Raw genomic sequence first — 16,654 nt, 5'->3', positions numbered from 1 at the left:
CAGCGCCCTGCCCTCTCCGGCTGATCCCGCACCGTTTTCGAATTCGAATCTTGTGACTGCAACCCCAGGTTGCGGCATCGCCACGCTTCATCCCCAAGAATCAGAGAGACCCGAGCCCATGACGCCTTCCACCGCGCAGTATTTTTTTCCCAGCCTGATCGCCATCGCGCTGACCGGTGCGGCGCTGCCCGCCGGGGCCGAGGAATCGGGTTTTGTCGAAGGCGCCAAGGTCAACCTGAACCTGCGCAACTTCTACATCAACCGCAACTTCACCAACCCGACCCGGGCCCAGGGCAAGGCTGAAGAATGGACGCAAAGCTTCATCCTCGACGCCAAATCCGGGTTTACCCAGGGCACCGTCGGGTTCGGCATGGATGTGCTGGGGTTGTATTCGGTGAAACTCGACGGCGGTAAAGGCACCGGCGGCACCCAGTTACTGCCGCTGGACCACGACGGGCGCCCGGCGGACAATTTCGGGCGCACCAACGTGGCGTTCAAGGCCAAACTGTCGCAGACCGAAGTGAAGGTCGGCGAATGGATGCCGGTGCTGCCGATCCTGCGCTCCGACGATGGGCGCTCCCTGCCGCAAACCTTCCGTGGCGGCCAGATCACCTCGAAGGAAATCGCCGGCCTGACCCTCTACGGCGGCCAGTTCCGCGCCAACAGCCCGCGGGACGACAGCAGCATGAGCGACATGTCGATGACTGGCCAGGCTGCGTTCACCTCCGACCGGTTCAATTTCCAGGGCGGCGAATACCTGTTCAACGACAAGCGCACCCAGATCGGCCTGTGGAACGCCGAACTCAAGGACATCTACAGCCAGCAATACCTGAATTTAACCCACAGCCAGCCCATCGGCGACTGGACCCTGGGCGCCAACCTCGGCTTCTTCTATGGCAAGGATGACGGCAGCGCCCGGGCCGGCGAGCTGGACAACAAGACCTGGTCCGGTCTGTTCTCGGCCAAATACGGCGGCCACACCTTCTACGTCGGCCTGCAAAAGCTGACCGGCGACAATGCCTGGATGCGGGTCAACGGCACCAGCGGCGGCACCCTGGCCAACGACAGTTATAACGCCAGCTATGACAACGCCAGGGAGAAATCATGGCAGCTGCGCCACGACTACAACTTCGTTGCCGTCGGCATACCGGGCCTGACCCTGATGAACCGCTACATCAGCGGTGATAACGTGCACACCGGCACCATTACCGATGGCAAGGAATGGGGTCGAGAAACAGAATTGGCCTATACCGTACAAAGCGGAGCGCTCAAGGACCTGAACGTCAAATGGCGCAACTCGACCATTCGCCGGGACTTCAGCAATAACGAGTTCGATGAGAACCGGTTGATCGTCAGCTACCCGATCAGCCTGCTGTAAACACACGAACTTGTGGGAGCGGGCTTGCCCCGGGCGGCGATCCGACGATGAGGCCATTACATCCAACATCCAGGTTGACTGTCAGGCCGCCATCGCGGGCAAGCCCGCTCCCACAGGTATCATCAGTGAACATAAAACCTGTATTCACCCGGACCAATGTGGGAGCGGGCTTGCCCGCGATGGGGCCATTTCATCCAACATCCAGGTTGACTGTCAGGCCGCCATCGCGGGCAAGCCCGCTCCCACAGGTATCATCAGTGAACATAAAACCTGTATTCACCCGGACCACTGTGGGAGCGGGCTTGCCCGCGATGGGGCCATTTCATCCAACATCCAGATTGACTGTCAGGCCGCCATCGCGGGCAAGCCCGCTCCCACAGGTATCATCAGTGAACATAAAACCTGTATTCACCCGGACCACTGTGAGAGCGGGCTTGCTCGCGAAGGGGCCAGCCCAGGCACCGCAAATCGCCAGAATCACTCCTGCGACTCGACCCCCAACTCATCCCACACCGACTCCGCCAGGTGGAACGTCGCATTCGCCGCCGGAATGCCGCAGTAGATCGCGCTCTGCATGATCACTTCCTTGATCTCACCGCGGGTTACGCCGTTGTTGGCGGCGGCGCGCAGGTGCAGTTTGAGTTCACCCTCGCGGTTCATGCCGATCAGCATGGCGATGGTGATCAGGCTGCGGGTGTGGCGCGGCAGGCCCGGGCGGGTCCAGATGTCGCCCCAGGCATGGCGGGTGATCATCTCCTGGAACTCCGAGTTGAACTCGGTCAGGGTGGTCAGGCTGCGATCGACGTGGGCGTCACCGAGTACCGCGCGACGGACTTGCATGCCCTCGTCATAACGTTGTTTCTCGTCCACGACCATCCCCTTAATCAGCTGACAAGAACGCCAGCACCCGATCGCTGAACTCAGCGCCGGCCTGGACGTTGGACAAATGCGCCGCATGGAACTCGGCGTACTCGGCCCCGCGCACATGTTCCTGAATGAAGTGCCCGCCGGCCGGCGGTGTGACCGCGTCTTCGGTGCCGGCGATCACCAGCAGCGGCACCTTGATCGAGGACAGCTGATCACGGAAATCGGCATCGCGCACAGCAGCGCAGTTCGCCGCGTAACCTTCAGGCGAAGTGGCCGCGAGCATGTCAGTAATCTTCTTCGCGACAGCAGGGTTCGCTTCAGCGAAGTCAGGGGTAAACCAGCGCGCAATCGACGCATCGCGCAGCGCGACCATCGCCGCCGCACCGTCACGCAGCACGGTGTCGATCCGCGGGTTCCACACCGATGGATCGCCGATTTTCGCCGCGGTATTGCACACCACCAGTTTGTGCAGACGCTGGCCGGCGTTGATCCCCAACCACTGGCCGATCAAGCCGCCCATGGACAGGCCGCAAAAATGCGCGCGCTCGATGTGCAAGGCATCCAGCAGTGCCAGCACGTCGTGGCCCAGTTGCTCGATGCTGTAGGGCCCCGGCGTCACCAGGGACTTGCCATGCCCACGGGTATCGAAACGCAGCACCCGGAACTGTTCGGTGAACGCCGCAATCTGCGCGTCCCACATGTGCAGGTCGGTACCCAGCGAGTTGGACAGCACCAGTACCGGCGCATCGGCCGGTCCATCGAGTTGGTAGTTCAGTTCGCCCTCGGCGAGTTGTACAAAAGCCACAGCAGTCTCCTTCAGGCAGTCAACGCAGAATGTTCAGCCACCGCTCGCTCGACCCAGGTATGGGCCTGACCGAGGTAATGGGCGGGGTCCAGCAGACGATCGAGTTCAACAGCAGACAGCTCGGCGGTCACTTGCGGTTCGTCGCCGAGTACCGCGCGCAGGTGACGGTGTTCCGCCACGGCGCGCTTGCAACATTGTTCAAGCAGATGATGGGCGGTGTCGCGGCCGACCCGTTGGGCGAGGACGATGCTCACCGCTTCGGCCAGCACCAGGCCCTGCGTCAGGTCAAGGTTGCGGGCCATGCGATCGGCATCCACTTGCAGCCCATCGGCCAGCAACAGCGCCTGCTGCAACGCACCGGATACCAGGCAGCAAATCTCCGGCAGGGTTTCCCACTCGGCATGCCACAGGCCCAGGCTGCGCTCGTGTTCCTGAGGCATGGCGCTGAACAGTGTCGACAGCAGACCCGGCACCCGGGTCGCGGCACCGATCAGCACCGCTGCACCCACCGGGTTGCGTTTGTGCGGCATGGTCGAGGAACCGCCCTTGCCCGGCGCCGACGGTTCGAAGACTTCGGCGGCTTCGGTCTGCATCAACAGGCTGATGTCGCGACCGAATTTGCCGAGGCTGCCAGCGATCAAACCCAGCACCGAAGCGAATTCCACCAGGCGATCGCGCTGGGTGTGCCAGGGTTGTTCGGGCAAGCTCAGTTGCAGTTCGGCTGCCAGTGCTTCGGCAATCGGCATCGCGTGTTCGCCGAGGGCCGCCAGTGTCCCGGAGGCACCCCCGAATTGCAGCACCAGCAGTCGTGGCTTGAGTGCTTGCAGACGCTGGCGGCTGCGGGTCACGGCGCCGAGCCAACCGGCGATCTTCATGCCGAGGGTGACCGGTGTCGCATGTTGCAACCAGGTGCGCCCGGCCAGTGGCGTGGCGCTGTAACGCAAGGCCTGGGTCGCGAGGGTTTCCCCCAGTTGCGCCAGATCGCTTTCAATCAACACCAGCGCGCGGCGCAGTTGCAGCACCAGGCCGCTGTCCATCACGTCCTGACTGGTCGCGCCCAGATGCACATAGCGCTCGGCTTCGGCATCGTTCCTGGCGATCTGCTTGCCCAGTGCCTTGACCAGCGGAATCGCCGAATTGCCCGCTGTGGCAATCGCCTCACCGAGGGCGATGAAATCGTAATGCTCAGCCCGACAAGCCGCTTCGATCGGCGCGACGGCGGTCGGCGGAATCAACCCGACCCGCGCCTCGGCCCGGGCCAGGGCCGCTTCGAAATCGAGCATGGCCTGAACCCGGCCCTGATCGCAGAACACTTCACGCATATCGCGGGCAGTGAAATAAGCCTCGAACAATTGATTGCCCGGTCGCTGGTTCATAAACAGTCCCTGAAGGCGTGGGCCGGTCAGGCCCACGGGTAAAGATCAAAGATCGTGGTGCAGATATTTCGCCTGCTTCGGCAAACGCAGGCTGAACAGGAATGCCACCGCCATCATCACCGTCACATACCAGTAGAAGGAGTTCTCCATGCCCACGGCTTTGAGGCTCAAGGCCACATACTCCGCCGAACCGCCGAAGATCGCGTTCGCCACCGCATACGCCAGGCCGACGCCCAACGCGCGCACTTCCGGCGGGAACATTTCGGCTTTCACCAGGCCGCTGATGGAGGTGTAGAAACTGACGATCGCCAGCGCCAGGGTAATCAGCACAAAGGCCATGAACGGACTGCTGACGCTTTTCAGGCTCAGCAGGATCGGCACGGTGCACAAGGTACCGAGGGCGCCGAACCAGAGCATCGAGTTACGACGACCGATCTTGTCCGCGAGCATGCCGAACAACGGCTGCATGCACATATACAGGAACAATGCGCCGGTCATGATGTAGCTGGCCGTCTTGGCGTGCATGCCGGCGGTGTTCACCAGGTACTTCTGCATATACGTGGTGAAGGTGTAGAAAATCAGCGAGCCACCGGCGGTGTAACCCAACACGGTAATGAACGCGGCCTTGTGGTCGCGGAACAGGGCACGGATGCTGCCGGCGTCCTTGTTTTCGCGCATTTCCTTGCTGGTGGTTTCCTTCAGCGAACGACGCAGGAACAGCGAAATCAGCGCCGCCACCGCACCCACCACAAACGGGATCCGCCAGCCGTAGGCACGCAGATCGTCTTCGGTGAGGAATTGTTGCAGGATCACCACCAGCGACACCGCCAGCAACTGCCCGCCGATCAGCGTCACGTACTGGAACGAGGCGAAGAAACCGCGCTGGCCCTTGAGGGCGACTTCGCTCATGTAGGTCGCCGTGGTGCCGTACTCGCCGCCCACCGACAAGCCCTGCAGCAAGCGGGCGAACAGCAGCATGATCGGCGCCCAGACGCCGATGTCCTTGTAGGTCGGCAGGCAAGCGATGAGCAACGAACCGAAGCACATCATCAGAATCGAGATCAACATCGAATTCTTGCGCCCGTGCTTGTCCGCGACCCGGCCGAAGATCCAGCCGCCAATAGGCCGCATCAGGAACCCGGCAGCGAATACACCCGCTGTATTCACAAGCTGCACCGTGGGGTTGTCGGACGGAAAGAACGCTGGCGCGAAATAGATCGCACAAAAGGCGTAGACGTAGAAGTCGAACCATTCGACCAGATTGCCCGAGGAGGCGCCGACAATCGCAAAGATTCGCTTGCTGCGCTCTTCACCGGTGTAGTGCGCTGTAGTAGCGGTGGGGGTTGTCATTGGTTTTTCACTCTTTGGGGACAGTGACAGTCTAGACACACTTTGCAACAGTCCCGTTCCACAGAAACATTGGCAACACATAACCCCTGTGGGAGCGGGCTTGCCCGCGATGGCGGTGTGTCAGTCACCCTTGATGCTGGATGTGACTCAGTCATCGCGGGCAAGCCCGCTCCCACAGGTGAAGGGGTGTTCTCTCAATAATCGAAGAACACCGTCTCCGCATCAGTCCCCTGCAAAATCACATTCCACTGGTAAACACCCGCAGCATCCTGCTTCGCCAGCAAGGTATCGCGGCGTTCGGCAGGCACGCATTCAAGCAGCGAATCAGCCACATTGGCCGGCTCGCCATCAAAGTAGATCCGCGTCAGCAAGTGCTTCACCAACCCACGGGCAAACACCAGCACCACCAGGTGCGGTGCCTGAGTCGTGCCTTTGAGGCCTTGCACCGTGCCCGGCTTGATCGTGGTGAAGCGGAAACGCCCCTCGGCATCCACCGGCACGCGGCCAAAGCCTTCGAAGTTCGGGTCCAGGGGTTTGTCCTGATCGTCTTCGGGATGGTCGTACTTGCCGGCGGCGTTGGCCTGCCAGACTTCCAGCATGGCGTCGTTGACGACATCGCCGTTGCCATCGATGACCTGCCCGGTGATCGCCACGCGCTCACCCAGGGTTTGCTCGACGGTCAGGTTTTCGCGGTTCAGCCAGGTCAGGCCAATGTGATAGTACGGCCCGACGGTGTGGGACGTGGTCGCGTTCAGCGTCATCTTATTTCTCCATCGGCGTGGCTTCGCGGCCGCGCAGGACGATGTCCCAGCGATAACCGAGGGCGTAGGAAGGAATGGTCTTTTCCAGGTCGAAACTGGCGATCAGACGCTCTTTGGCACTCGTATCCGGTACGCAGTTGTAGATCGGGTCGTAGGCCAGCAACGGGTCGCCCGGGAAATACATCTGGGTGACCAGCCGCGTCAGGATGCTCGGCCCGAACAGCGAGAAATGGATGTGCGCCGGACGCCACGCATTGTGGTGGTTGCCCCACGGATAGGCGCCGGGCTTGATGGTCTGGAACTGGTACCAGCCATCGGCGTCGGTCACGGTGCGGCCGGTACCGGTGAAGTTCGGGTCCAGCGGTGCATCGTGCAGGTCGCGATCATGGTTGTAGCGACCGGCGGCGTTGGCCTGCCAGATCTCCACCAGAATCCCCGGCACCGGCAAGCCGTCTTCATCCAGCACACGGCCGTGAATGATGATCCGCTCGCCCTGCGGTTCGCCCTGGTGTTGAGCGGTCAGGTCGTTGTCCTTCTCGTTGATGCGCTCGGCACCGATGGTCGGACCGGTAATTTCCGACAGCGAGTGAGGCAAAAACACCAGCGGCTTGGACGGCGAGCGACGATTGGTGGATTGGTAGGCCGGGTGCAAGTAGTCCGGCTGAGTGCCCGCCTGCGGGCGACGGTAACCAGGCTTGTCAGTCATGGAGCATTCCTCAGTTCTTATTAGTCCAGGCGAGGTGTCAGACGCGTTCGATAGCCAACGCCAGACCCTGGCCGACGCCGACGCACATGGTTGCCAGGCCTTTCTTGCCGCCGGTTTTTTCCAGCTGATGCAGTGCGGTCAGCACCAGGCGCGCACCGCTCATGCCCAACGGATGGCCCAGGGCAATGGCGCCCCCGTTCGGGTTGACCTGAGCCGCGTCGTCCGCCAGCCCCAGTTCGCGCAACACCGCCAGACCCTGGCTGGCGAAGGCCTCGTTGAGTTCGATCACGTCGAAATCGCTGACAGCCAGGCCCAGGCGTTCGGTCAGTTTGCGCACCGCCGGGACCGGGCCGATGCCCATGACCCGAGGGGCGACACCGGCGCTGGACATGCCCAATACTTTGGCGCGGGCCGTCAGGCCGTGTTTCTTCACCGCGTCGCCGGACGCCAGGATCAACGCGGCCGCACCGTCGTTCACACCCGAGGCATTGCCTGCGGTAACGGTTTTGTCGGGACCGTTGACCGGTTTCAGCCTGGCCAGGGTTTCCAGGGAGGTGTCGGCGCGAGGATGCTCGTCCTGGCTGACGACCGTTTCACCCTTCTTGTGGGTAATGCGTACTTCGACGATTTCTTCGGCGAAAAATCCTGCGGCCTGCGCGGCGGCGGTCCGTTGTTGGCTGCGCAGGGCGAAAGCGTCCTGATCCTCGCGGGAAATTTCGTAGTCATCGGCGACGTTGTCGGCGGTCTGCGGCATCGCATCCACGCCGTACTGGGCTTTCATCAACGGGTTGATGAAACGCCAGCCGATGGTGGTGTCTTCTAGCTTCATGTTGCGCGAGAACGCCGCATCGGCCTTGCCCATCACGAACGGTGCGCGGGACATCGATTCGACGCCACCGGCAATCGCCAGCTCCATCTCGCCGCTGGCAATGGCCCGGAATGCGGTGCCGATGGCATCCATGCCCGAGGCGCAGAGGCGGTTGAGGGTCACGCCCGGAATGGTTTCCGGCAGGCCCGCCAGCAGCAACGCCATGCGTGCCACGTTGCGGTTGTCTTCACCGGCCTGGTTGGCGCAACCGAGGAACACCTCGTCCACCGCGTTCCAGTCCACCGATGGGTTGCGTTCCATCAGCGCCTTGATCGGCACGGCAGCGAGATCGTCGGCGCGAACCGCCGACAGGCCACCGCCGAAACGGCCGATGGGGGTACGAATTGCGTCGCAGATATAAACGTCACGCATCACGCTTCTCCAGGTGCTTGGCCATGGGCCGCGGCAGTGCGGGCTTCCAGATCGCGCAGTGCCTTGAGCTCGACGTCGGTCGGCTCGGCGGTGTTTTCAACGTGTTCGGCAAAACGAATCGGCCAACCCGTGGCAGCGGTCACTCGCTCGCGGGTCACGCCTGGGTGCAGCGCGGTGACCACGAATTCATGGGTGCCGGCTTCCGGCTCCATGATGCACAGGTCGGTAATGATGCCGACCGGACCGGCGCCCGGCAGACCGAGACGCTTGCGTGAATCACCGCCCTCGCCATGACCGACCGAGGTGATGAAGTCGAGCTTGTCGACAAAGGAACGCGCCGACTGCTTGAGGATGATCAACACGCTCTTGGCGGAACCGGCGATCTCCGGCGCGCCACCGGCACCCGGCAGACGGACTTTCGGCGCGTGGTAGTCGCCGACCACGGTGGTGTTGATGTTTCCGAAGCGGTCGACTTGCGCAGCGCCGAGGAAACCGACGTCAATGCGCCCGCCCTGCAGCCAGTAGCGAAAAATCTCACCCGTCGGGACCACGGTGTCGGCGGTTTCCGCCAGCTCACCGTCACCGATCGACAGCGGCAGTACGCTCGGCTTGGCACCGATCGGACCCGATTCGTAGATAAGGACTACATCCGGAGAGGACGTCAGACGTGCCAGGTTGGCAGCTTTCGACGGCAAGCCGATGCCGACGAAACACACCGAACCGTTCTTCAAACGGCGGGCGGCGGCGACGGTCATCATTTCATTGGTGGTGTAAGTCATTACTTCGCCTCCGAAGCAGCGGCCAGCTTGGCCTGGAATTCGCTGAAGTCAGCGCAGCCATGGATATACTCGTTGATCCACGCGGTGAAGGTTTCACGGTCGCGGGCAATCGGGTCCCAAGCCTGGTAGAAACGGTTGTCGCGCTCGTTGTAACCGTGAGCGTAGGACGGATGTGCGCCGCCAGGGACGTGGCAGACCGCGCTCAAGGCCCAGGTCGGCAGTACGCAAGCGTTCATCGGTGCATTGAGGTCGTCAACGATTTCTTCGACGGTCACGATGCAACGCTTGGCCGCCAGCGCGGCTTCTTTTTGCACGCCGAGGATGCCCCACAGCAGCACGTTGCCTTTGCGGTCGGCCTTCTGCGCATGAATCACGGTGATGTCCGGACGTACCGACGGTACGGCTGCCAGCACTTCGCCCGTGAATGGGCAGGTGACGGTCTTGATCAGCGGGTTGACCTTCGGCAGGTCGGAGCCGGCGTAGGCGCGCAGCACAGCGAACGGCAGCCCGGAAGCGCCAGCGACGTAGGCATTGGCCAGGTCGGCGTGACTGTGTTCTTCGATTTCCAGCGCGTGCGGCCACTGCTTCTCGACTGCATCGCGCAGACGGTGCAGAGAACCGACACCCGGGTTACCGCCCCAGGAGAAGATCAGCTTGCGAGCACACCCGGCACCGATCAACTGATCGTAGATCAAGTCAGGGGTCATCCGCACCAGGGTCAGGTCTTTCTTGCCCTGGCGAATGATTTCATGACCCGCCGCGGTAGGGATCAGGTGGGTGAAGCCTTCGAGTGCGACGGTATCGCCGTCGTTGACGAATTGCTTCACCGCGTCGTGCAGCGAAAGGATTTCAGCCATGGGGCAGGCTCCCGTTTTGTTATGAACCGACAGTGGTAGAAAAAGGCGCGATGCGCAGCGCCGGAATGACTGAAGAGTAAGCCCCTGAAATTTGTCAAACAATCCGATAATCGACTGAGTGTTCGTTTATCGCACAGATTGTTGTCTGCCTACCGTTCTGTGTTGCCTGCAAAAGATCGCAGCCTTCGGCAGCTCCTACAGGTGTACGCATTCCAATGTAGGAGCTGCCGAAGGCTCGGGCCGCGTTCGGACGATTTTTTTGGGACAGCGCTATTTCAAAGCCTGATCAGGTCGCATCCGCATGACTGACCATGCCCTTGATCACCACCGCCGTCGTCGCCACTGCCGCCGGAATCACCAGCGCCGTCAGCACCTGCTCGAAATTCCAGCCCAGGCCCAGCAACGTTGCGCCCATCCACGCACCGAGAATCGCGCCGAAGCGGCCAATCCCGAGCATCCACGACACGCCGGTTGCGCGACCCTGAGTGGGATAAAACCGTGCCGCCAGCGATGGCATCGCCGATTGCGCGCCGTTCACGCACATCCCGGCTACCAGCACCAGGGTCGCCAGTAACGTGATGTTGCCCAGGCTCTGCCCTACCGCGTAGGCAAATACCCCGGCCAGCAGGTAGAAAATGCCGATGACCTTGTGCGGATTGAACCGATCCATGGCCCAGCCCACCCCCACCGCGCTCAGCACGCCACCGAACTGGAACAGCGCCCCGATAAAGGCCGCCTGCTCCATGCTCGCACCGCTGTCACGCATCAGCGTCGGTAGCCAACTGGTCAACAGGTAAACGATCACCAGGCCCATGAAATAGGTCAGCCACAGCAACAAGGTGCCGGCGCTGTAGGTGCCGGAGAAGATCACCGCGAATACGTTGCGGGCCTTCACGGATTTCTGTTCCGGCACGCTGAAGCTTGAAGCCTGGGCAACGACCGTCGGGTCGATCGGCGCCAGGGTCTGGCGCACTTTTTCCGTACCGCGATTGCGCACGACCAGGTAACGCGCCGATTCCGGCAACCAGAACAGCAAAACCACCGCCAGGATCAGCGGCAGAATCCCGCCGATCAGCAGCAGGCTGTGCCAGCCGAACGTCGGAATCAGTTTCGCCGAGATGAATCCACCACCGGCCATGCCGAGGTTGAAGCCACAGAACATGCTGGTCACCAGCAGGGACTTCTTGCGCTCCGGCGTGTATTCCGACAGCAGGGTCGTGGCATTCGGCATCCCGGCGCCAAGCCCCAGGCCGGTGAGGAAACGCAGCACCAACAATTGATCGACGTTGGTGCTGTAAGCCGATGCCAGACTGAAGGCGCCGAACACCAGCACCGCGCCCACCAGTACGACTTTTCGCCCGAAGCGGTCAGCCAATGGACCGGAGCCCAGCGCACCGAAGACCATGCCGATCAACGCGGCACTCATCACCGGGCCGAGGCTGGCGCGGTCGATCCCCCAATCCTGGGACAGGGCCGGCGCGATGAAACCCATGGCCGCCGTATCGAGGCCATCGAGGAAGACAATCAGGAAACACAGGATCACCACTCGCCACTGGTAGCGCGAAATGGGTTGGGCATTGATGAAGGACTGCACGTCGAGGCAGTTGCCTACAGCAGACTGGGGTTGATTCATTATTCTTATTCCACGCAAGAACGCAGTCGGACAGGGAACCAGCCAAGGCTGGCGCTGCCGCGACATTAGTGATCCTGGTGAAAGAGCGTCAATTCGACAAACGCGACTCTGTGCGATTATCGAACAGCTTAGGCGAAAAGCTGCGCACTAAGATCACGGCTGGCGCTCAGCAGCCCCGGCAGGAAACGTTGTTCCAGCTCATTGCGGCTGACCCGGCCGGCGTGAGTACTGACATTCAAGGCCGCCACGACTTGCCCGGACGCGTCGTATACCGGAACGGCAATCGAGCGCAGGCCCTGCTCGAGTTCTTGATCGACGATGCACCAACCTTGCTGCCGCACTGCTTGCAGGCATTCGAGCAACGCTTCGGGGGTATGCAAGGTACGACTGGTCTTGGCCTGCAACTCCGCATGATCGAGGTACTCGCGCAACGAAGTGTCATCCAGCGCGGCAAGCAGAATCCTGCCCATGGACGTGCAATAGGCCGGCAGGCGTCCGCCCACCGACAAATCAACGGAAATCAGCCGTTGAGTGGTGGCGGAGCGGGCGATATACAGGATGTCATCGCCTTCCAGCGTGGCCATGTTGCAGGCCTCGTGAAGTTGCTCGCTCATGCGGTCCAGATAGGGCTGGGCGGACACTGCCAACGGTGTCGAGGACACATAGGCATGACCGAGGGTCAGCACTTTGGGCAGCAGCGAATAGGTGCGACCGTCAGTGGTGGCGTAGCCGAGCTTGATCAGGGTGTGCAGGCAACGTCGCACAGCGGCGCGGGGAATTTCCGTGCGATGGCTGATCTGAGCGATGGTCAGGTGCCGTTTGCGCTCCTGAAACGCTTGCACCACGGCCAGGCCACGGGCCAGGGACGTCATGAAATCAGGGTCACCGGTCATGGCCTGGATCCGCTTGGCCGGCGACGCAACGATTGGCGGCGCCACGGAGGCGAAGGCATTGCGCATTTGATCGTTCATATCAGGTCCTTTTCCCACACGGATCAGCGATTATTACAATCGGCTCCCGGCGTCCTGCACAAGCCATGGCGGCCAACACTGGGCGATTATCGAACGCACAGCCGATAATCGCAATCGATGGCCCCTGCCCCCGATGATAGCTCAGCGGATTTGCATCTTCCCTCGACGATTCACCCTTGCGCGGAATAGGCATAAGAGGGTAAATGTAATTGTCCTTACTTGACCGACTTAATGGCGCCAGAAAGACACCGCTGTAGGTGGGCGTTCTAGTTGGCCCTGAAGTTGCGAACAACAAAACAATCACATATGGAGAACCACTTTTAACGCGTTGGCGATAGTGTTCTTCGAATCGACCGCTATAATACAATTCAGTGGTGCACGGGGTTTTACTTACCGAGTTCACCACCCGGTAGCGCGATGTCCCATCGCTGCTGCCCGCAGCAAGCGCCAGACGCTCATTCATAGGCTACGACCTGGCGCTCGCTGGAACAGGAATCTGATGCTACGTCAGCTATTTGTCTCTGGTGCCGTGGCCGCCTGCAACATGGAAGTATTGATCGCAAATGCCCAGCAACGAAGCCTTCGCGGGTTTGGTCTTTTCGGCGAGCGCGACCAATAGGTTCAATGCAGCGCGTTTCACCAGAATTAATCTCATCTCAATCAGGTACTACCGTGACAAAAGACGAACTGCGCGCGGAACTTGAGCGCCAGGAACAACGCTACAAGGAAGTATACGGCGGGGAAGTCACCACCTACGCCGCTCAGCCAGAACCGGAACGCAAGCCTTGGCGTAAACGCGCCACCGTTCAGGATCAGGCATTCACTCAAGAACTGCAGAAAATGGAAAAGGAACTCAAAGCCGAAGAGCCGTGACAGTCTCGGCCGGATTCCTTTCAAGGGCCTGGTGTCTGCACCCGTTACAAGCGCGGTGTATAGATGTTGCCTTTTCGCGCCCGTTATCCGCGGGCAGCGGCTGCCTCACCCACCGGATGAGGTAAATGGCTTATGTCTGGCCCTCTTTACAGAAATTTCACACAAGCGTTGAAGTCTCTCGGTCCTACGAGAGAAAGCCTTGTGCCTGTGGGCTTTCCAAAGCAATTCAATGACTTGTAAAACCCGGCAAAACACGGGGGCCTAAGGTATTTTTACAATTTAATTCGTTGAAGAATGTTACCGATGAGCAGCAAGTGCATCGATTTCCGGTCTTTTCTGGCATAATCGCGCCCCCTTACGACCGGGTCAGAAAACCTTCATGATCGATTTATTCAGCGGACTGGATGCTTGGGTGCTTGTGAGCCTCTTGCTCGCCCTGGCCTTTGTCCTCGCCTTCGAGTTCATCAACGGCTTTCATGACACCGCTAACGCGGTGGCCACTGTTATCTACACCAAAGCCATGCCGCCTCATCTGGCGGTGTTCTTTTCCGGTGTGTTCAACTTTCTCGGCGTACTGCTGGGCGGGGTCGGCGTGGCCTACGCCATCGTCCACCTGTTGCCGGTAGAGCTGTTGATCAATGTGAACACCGGTCACGGGCTGGCCATGGTGTTCTCGTTGCTTGCCGCCGCCATTACCTGGAACCTCGGCACCTGGTATTTCGGCATCCCGGCTTCCAGTTCCCACACGCTGATCGGTTCGATTCTCGGTGTCGGCCTGGCCAATGCCTTGATCAACGACATTCCGTTGGCCGATGGCGTGAACTGGCAGAAAGCGATCGACATCGGCGCCTCCCTGGTGTTCTCGCCGATGGCCGGCTTCCTGGTCGCCGCCCTGATATTGATCGGCCTTAAATGGTGGCGTCCGCTGTCGAAGATGCACAAGACCCCGGAACAGCGCCGCAAGATCGACGACAAGAAACACCCGCCGTTCTGGAACCGCCTGGTACTGGTGATCTCGGCCATGGCCGTGAGCTTCGTGCACGGTTCCAACGATGGCCAGAAAGGTATCGGTCTGATCATGCTGGTACTGATCGGTATCGTCCCGGCGCAGTTCGTACTCGACCTGGGCAGCACGACTTACCAGATTGAACGGACTCGCGACGCGACCTTGCACCTGAGCCAGTTCTACAAGCGCAATGCCGATACGCTGGGTGAATACCTGGCCCTGGGCAAAAGCGTGGAAGGCGATCTGCCGGAGAAATTCCGTTGCAATCCGCAACAGACCGAACCGACCATCACCGCCCTGCTCGGCACCCTCAAGGGTGTAGCCGACTACCACTCGCTGCCGGCGGAAAGCCGTATCGAAGTGCGTCGCTACCTGCTGTGCCTTGACGACACCGCGAAGAAAGTCGGCAAGTTGCCTGGCCTCGCTGCCCGCGAAAAGGCTGACCTGGACAAGTTGCGCAAAGACCTGACCACCACCACCGAATACGCGCCGTTCTGGGTGATTCTGGCGGTTGCCCTGGCCCTCGGCCTGGGCACTATGGTTGGCTGGAAACGCGTGGTATTGACCATCGGCGAGAAGATCGGCAAGCAGGGCATGACCTACTCCCAAGGCATGTCGGCACAGATCACTACCGCGAGCCTGATCGGCATGGCCAACATCTTCAGCCTGCCGGTGTCCACCACCCACGTCCTGTCCTCGGGCGTGGCGGGCACCATGGTCGCCAATAAAAGCGGCCTGCAAGGCGGCACCGTCAGAACCATCCTGCTGGCTTGGGTCCTGACCCTGCCGGCAACGGTGGCGCTGTCGGCCGGCTTGTTCTGGCTGGCTTCCAAGGTACTCGGCAGCTGATACACCAGCGGCACAAAAAAGGCGCGTCCCGTGAGGTTCGCGCCTTTTTTATTGCCGATGTATTCATGCCGAACCGGTTCCCACCGCTCCTACACAGATGGGGCTTTATTGTCAGTCGGATATTTGCGGGCAAAAAAAAAGGCGACCGAAGTCGCCCAAAATGCCTTGCGTGCTCATTACATCCACAAAGACCTACGGCTTGCGCTTATGCGAGTCCTTCCAGATAAAAAATCCAAACCCTGCGAAAAACAGAACCATGAGGCCGACGGTCAGCACTCCGGCAATCACCACGTTGTCGAGAAACATGACGGCTCTCCTGCAGTTGCCCTGTTGCGATGGGGCTAAGGTAACCAATCAGGCAGAAGAGAAAATTGACCGGGATCAATGTCGCCCGAGACTGGGCGTAAAGGCGGGGGGAAATTGACCTGCATCAACCGATGCAGGGGACATCAACGCTTTTTCGGTTTGTTTTTCGGCTTTTTCTTCGCTTTACCCAACGGCATGGCCTGTTCAAATGCCTGACGCACTTCGTTCAGGCGTTTTTCGTTGAGGTCATGAACCCGCTTGGCGCGTTCAGTGTCGAGGTCGATCAGCTTGTCGTCTTGGCTCATGGGGCTCAGTACATCGCTTGGCAGGTTTGTCATCATAATGCGGTGTGAAGGCAACCCTGAACAACCATCACCTCAAATCTTGATATCAACCCACAAACCCTGACGCGGCTCGCCTTCAATCAGCGGCACGACCGGCACGGTGTTGTCGGCGTTGAGCTCGGTGCCGGGAATCGCCAGGTGGACTTCGACGCTTTCATCAGCTTCACGACGACGCTTTTCCCGCTCCTGCTTGCGACGTTGTTCCTCGCGCAATTGAAAGGCCGCCTCTTGCGGATCGTGTTGCTGCAGGTCGATCGTGCTTTCGCTGGAGCTTTCCTGCACCGCCACCACAGGCGGGATATCCGGACGCGGGCGGACCGGGTCGAGCTGTGAGGTGATCGGAACCGCACTCAAGGGGAGCATCGGTGGCAGCATAATGATGAGTCTCCTGTCAGCAGGCTGTCGGCTGCGCAGATGGCGACTTGAGCCATCGGTCGCAAACTGTGACCCGGTTGGCACGAATAGGTGCCCCGGCCTGCCCCCCTCGTCTGGGTAGTCTAAGGTAAATACCGTGAGTTTTATGAGAGTCCTTTGGCCCTGAAGCCCTCATTCC

Annotated in this window: 17 protein-coding genes; 3 read left to right on the top strand and 14 right to left on the bottom strand. The window is 60.6% G+C overall.

Annotated features, from left to right (window positions below; genetic code table 11):
- Positions 1-118 precede the first annotated feature (118 nt).
- Positions 119-1,378 (top strand): OprD family porin, encoded by a 1,260-nt coding sequence (locus tag ACA062_RS05845; RefSeq protein ID WP_497455582.1) that lies wholly within the window; start codon positions 119-121, stop codon positions 1,376-1,378.
- A gap of 477 nt (positions 1,379-1,855) precedes the next feature.
- On the opposite strand, the gene pcaC is transcribed toward ACA062_RS05845, so the two are convergent.
- From pcaC to pcaR, 11 genes are all read right to left on the bottom strand, one after another.
- Positions 1,856-2,248 (bottom strand): 4-carboxymuconolactone decarboxylase, encoded by a 393-nt coding sequence (gene pcaC, locus ACA062_RS05840; protein ID WP_497455581.1) that lies wholly within the window; start codon positions 2,246-2,248, stop codon positions 1,856-1,858.
- A gap of 10 nt (positions 2,249-2,258) precedes the next feature.
- Positions 2,259-3,050: a 3-oxoadipate enol-lactonase gene (gene pcaD, locus ACA062_RS05835; RefSeq protein ID WP_497455580.1), complete on the bottom strand. Its 792-nt coding sequence runs from the start codon at positions 3,048-3,050 to the stop codon at positions 2,259-2,261.
- Between the two features lie 11 nt (positions 3,051-3,061).
- On the bottom strand, positions 3,062-4,426 hold the full coding sequence (locus ACA062_RS05830) for a 3-carboxy-cis,cis-muconate cycloisomerase (protein WP_497455579.1): 1,365 nt from the start codon (positions 4,424-4,426) through the stop codon (positions 3,062-3,064).
- 45 nt (positions 4,427-4,471) lie between these two features.
- Positions 4,472-5,776, bottom strand: a complete 1,305-nt coding sequence (locus ACA062_RS05825; RefSeq protein ID WP_497455578.1) for an MFS family transporter — start codon at positions 5,774-5,776, stop codon at positions 4,472-4,474.
- 194 nt (positions 5,777-5,970) lie between these two features.
- Positions 5,971-6,537 carry a protocatechuate 3,4-dioxygenase subunit alpha gene (gene pcaG / locus ACA062_RS05820; protein ID WP_497455577.1) on the bottom strand — a complete coding sequence of 189 codons (567 nt, stop codon included), beginning with the start codon at positions 6,535-6,537 and terminating at the stop codon, positions 5,971-5,973.
- A 1-nt stretch (position 6,538) separates the two neighbouring features.
- Positions 6,539-7,243 carry a protocatechuate 3,4-dioxygenase subunit beta gene (pcaH, locus tag ACA062_RS05815; protein ID WP_497455576.1) on the bottom strand — a complete coding sequence of 235 codons (705 nt, stop codon included), beginning with the start codon at positions 7,241-7,243 and terminating at the stop codon, positions 6,539-6,541.
- Between the two features lie 37 nt (positions 7,244-7,280).
- On the bottom strand, positions 7,281-8,486 hold the full coding sequence (pcaF, locus tag ACA062_RS05810; RefSeq protein WP_497455575.1) for a 3-oxoadipyl-CoA thiolase: 1,206 nt from the start codon (positions 8,484-8,486) through the stop codon (positions 7,281-7,283).
- Entirely contained in the window at positions 8,483-9,262 is a 780-nt protein-coding gene (locus tag ACA062_RS05805; protein ID WP_497455574.1) for a CoA-transferase subunit beta, read from the bottom strand. Before ACA062_RS05805 ends, pcaF begins: the two co-directional genes overlap by 4 nt.
- Positions 9,262-10,119 carry a CoA transferase subunit A gene (locus ACA062_RS05800; protein WP_074874180.1) on the bottom strand — a complete coding sequence of 286 codons (858 nt, stop codon included), beginning with the start codon at positions 10,117-10,119 and terminating at the stop codon, positions 9,262-9,264. Before ACA062_RS05800 ends, ACA062_RS05805 begins: the two co-directional genes overlap by 1 nt.
- A gap of 286 nt (positions 10,120-10,405) precedes the next feature.
- Positions 10,406-11,752, bottom strand: coding sequence for a 4-hydroxybenzoate transporter PcaK (gene pcaK, locus ACA062_RS05795; protein WP_497455573.1), 1,347 nt, complete (start codon positions 11,750-11,752; stop codon positions 10,406-10,408).
- A 128-nt stretch (positions 11,753-11,880) separates the two neighbouring features.
- Complete coding sequence (gene pcaR, locus ACA062_RS05790) at positions 11,881-12,723, bottom strand: pca regulon transcriptional regulator PcaR (protein WP_497455572.1); 843 nt, start codon at positions 12,721-12,723, stop codon at positions 11,881-11,883.
- A 672-nt stretch (positions 12,724-13,395) separates the two neighbouring features.
- Between pcaR and ACA062_RS05785 the strand changes: the two genes are divergently transcribed.
- Together ACA062_RS05785 and ACA062_RS05780 are read left to right on the top strand one after the other, a co-directional pair.
- Positions 13,396-13,596 carry a hypothetical protein gene (locus ACA062_RS05785; RefSeq protein WP_007935837.1) on the top strand — a complete coding sequence of 67 codons (201 nt, stop codon included), beginning with the start codon at positions 13,396-13,398 and terminating at the stop codon, positions 13,594-13,596.
- 379 nt (positions 13,597-13,975) lie between these two features.
- The gene (locus ACA062_RS05780) at positions 13,976-15,451 is read left to right on the top strand and encodes an inorganic phosphate transporter (RefSeq protein ID WP_497455571.1); all 1,476 of its coding nucleotides are present in this window, start codon (positions 13,976-13,978) and stop codon (positions 15,449-15,451) included.
- A 192-nt stretch (positions 15,452-15,643) separates the two neighbouring features.
- On the opposite strand, the gene ccoM is transcribed toward ACA062_RS05780, so the two are convergent.
- The 3 genes from ccoM to ACA062_RS05765 form a co-directional block, all read right to left on the bottom strand.
- Entirely contained in the window at positions 15,644-15,757 is a 114-nt protein-coding gene (gene ccoM / locus ACA062_RS05775) for a cytochrome c oxidase subunit CcoM (protein WP_318183103.1), read from the bottom strand.
- 143 nt (positions 15,758-15,900) lie between these two features.
- Complete coding sequence (locus ACA062_RS05770; RefSeq protein ID WP_497455570.1) at positions 15,901-16,062, bottom strand: hypothetical protein; 162 nt, start codon at positions 16,060-16,062, stop codon at positions 15,901-15,903.
- Positions 16,063-16,134: 72 nt separating this feature from the next.
- Positions 16,135-16,476: an aspartate-semialdehyde dehydrogenase gene (locus tag ACA062_RS05765; RefSeq protein ID WP_497455569.1), complete on the bottom strand. Its 342-nt coding sequence runs from the start codon at positions 16,474-16,476 to the stop codon at positions 16,135-16,137.
- Positions 16,477-16,654: the final 178 nt, after the last annotated feature.

This window comes from Pseudomonas sp. LBUM1679 (assembly GCF_059695565.1).
This window is presented reverse-complemented; position numbering and strand designations above follow the sequence as displayed.

Excerpts from the sequence above, each read along its gene's own strand:
- ACA062_RS05845 (WP_497455582.1), top strand. The coding sequence starts at position 119 with ATGACGCCTTCCACCGCGCAGTATTTTTTTCCCAGCCTGATCGCCATC.
- ACA062_RS05830 (WP_497455579.1), bottom strand. The coding sequence starts at position 4,426 with ATGAACCAGCGACCGGGCAATCAATTGTTCGAGGCTTATTTCACTGCC.
- ACA062_RS05825 (WP_497455578.1), bottom strand. The coding sequence starts at position 5,776 with ATGACAACCCCCACCGCTACTACAGCGCACTACACCGGTGAAGAGCGC.
- pcaG (WP_497455577.1), bottom strand. The coding sequence starts at position 6,537 with ATGACGCTGAACGCGACCACGTCCCACACCGTCGGGCCGTACTATCAC.
- pcaH (WP_497455576.1), bottom strand. The coding sequence starts at position 7,243 with ATGACTGACAAGCCTGGTTACCGTCGCCCGCAGGCGGGCACTCAGCCG.
- ACA062_RS05805 (WP_497455574.1), bottom strand. The coding sequence starts at position 9,262 with ATGACTTACACCACCAATGAAATGATGACCGTCGCCGCCGCCCGCCGT.
- ACA062_RS05800 (WP_074874180.1), bottom strand. The coding sequence starts at position 10,119 with ATGGCTGAAATCCTTTCGCTGCACGACGCGGTGAAGCAATTCGTCAAC.
- pcaK (WP_497455573.1), bottom strand. The coding sequence starts at position 11,752 with ATGAATCAACCCCAGTCTGCTGTAGGCAACTGCCTCGACGTGCAGTCC.
- pcaR (WP_497455572.1), bottom strand. The coding sequence starts at position 12,723 with ATGAACGATCAAATGCGCAATGCCTTCGCCTCCGTGGCGCCGCCAATC.
- ACA062_RS05780 (WP_497455571.1), top strand. The coding sequence starts at position 13,976 with ATGATCGATTTATTCAGCGGACTGGATGCTTGGGTGCTTGTGAGCCTC.
- ccoM (WP_318183103.1), bottom strand. The coding sequence starts at position 15,757 with ATGTTTCTCGACAACGTGGTGATTGCCGGAGTGCTGACCGTCGGCCTC.
- ACA062_RS05770 (WP_497455570.1), bottom strand. The coding sequence starts at position 16,062 with ATGAGCCAAGACGACAAGCTGATCGACCTCGACACTGAACGCGCCAAG.
- ACA062_RS05765 (WP_497455569.1), bottom strand. The coding sequence starts at position 16,476 with ATGCTGCCACCGATGCTCCCCTTGAGTGCGGTTCCGATCACCTCACAG.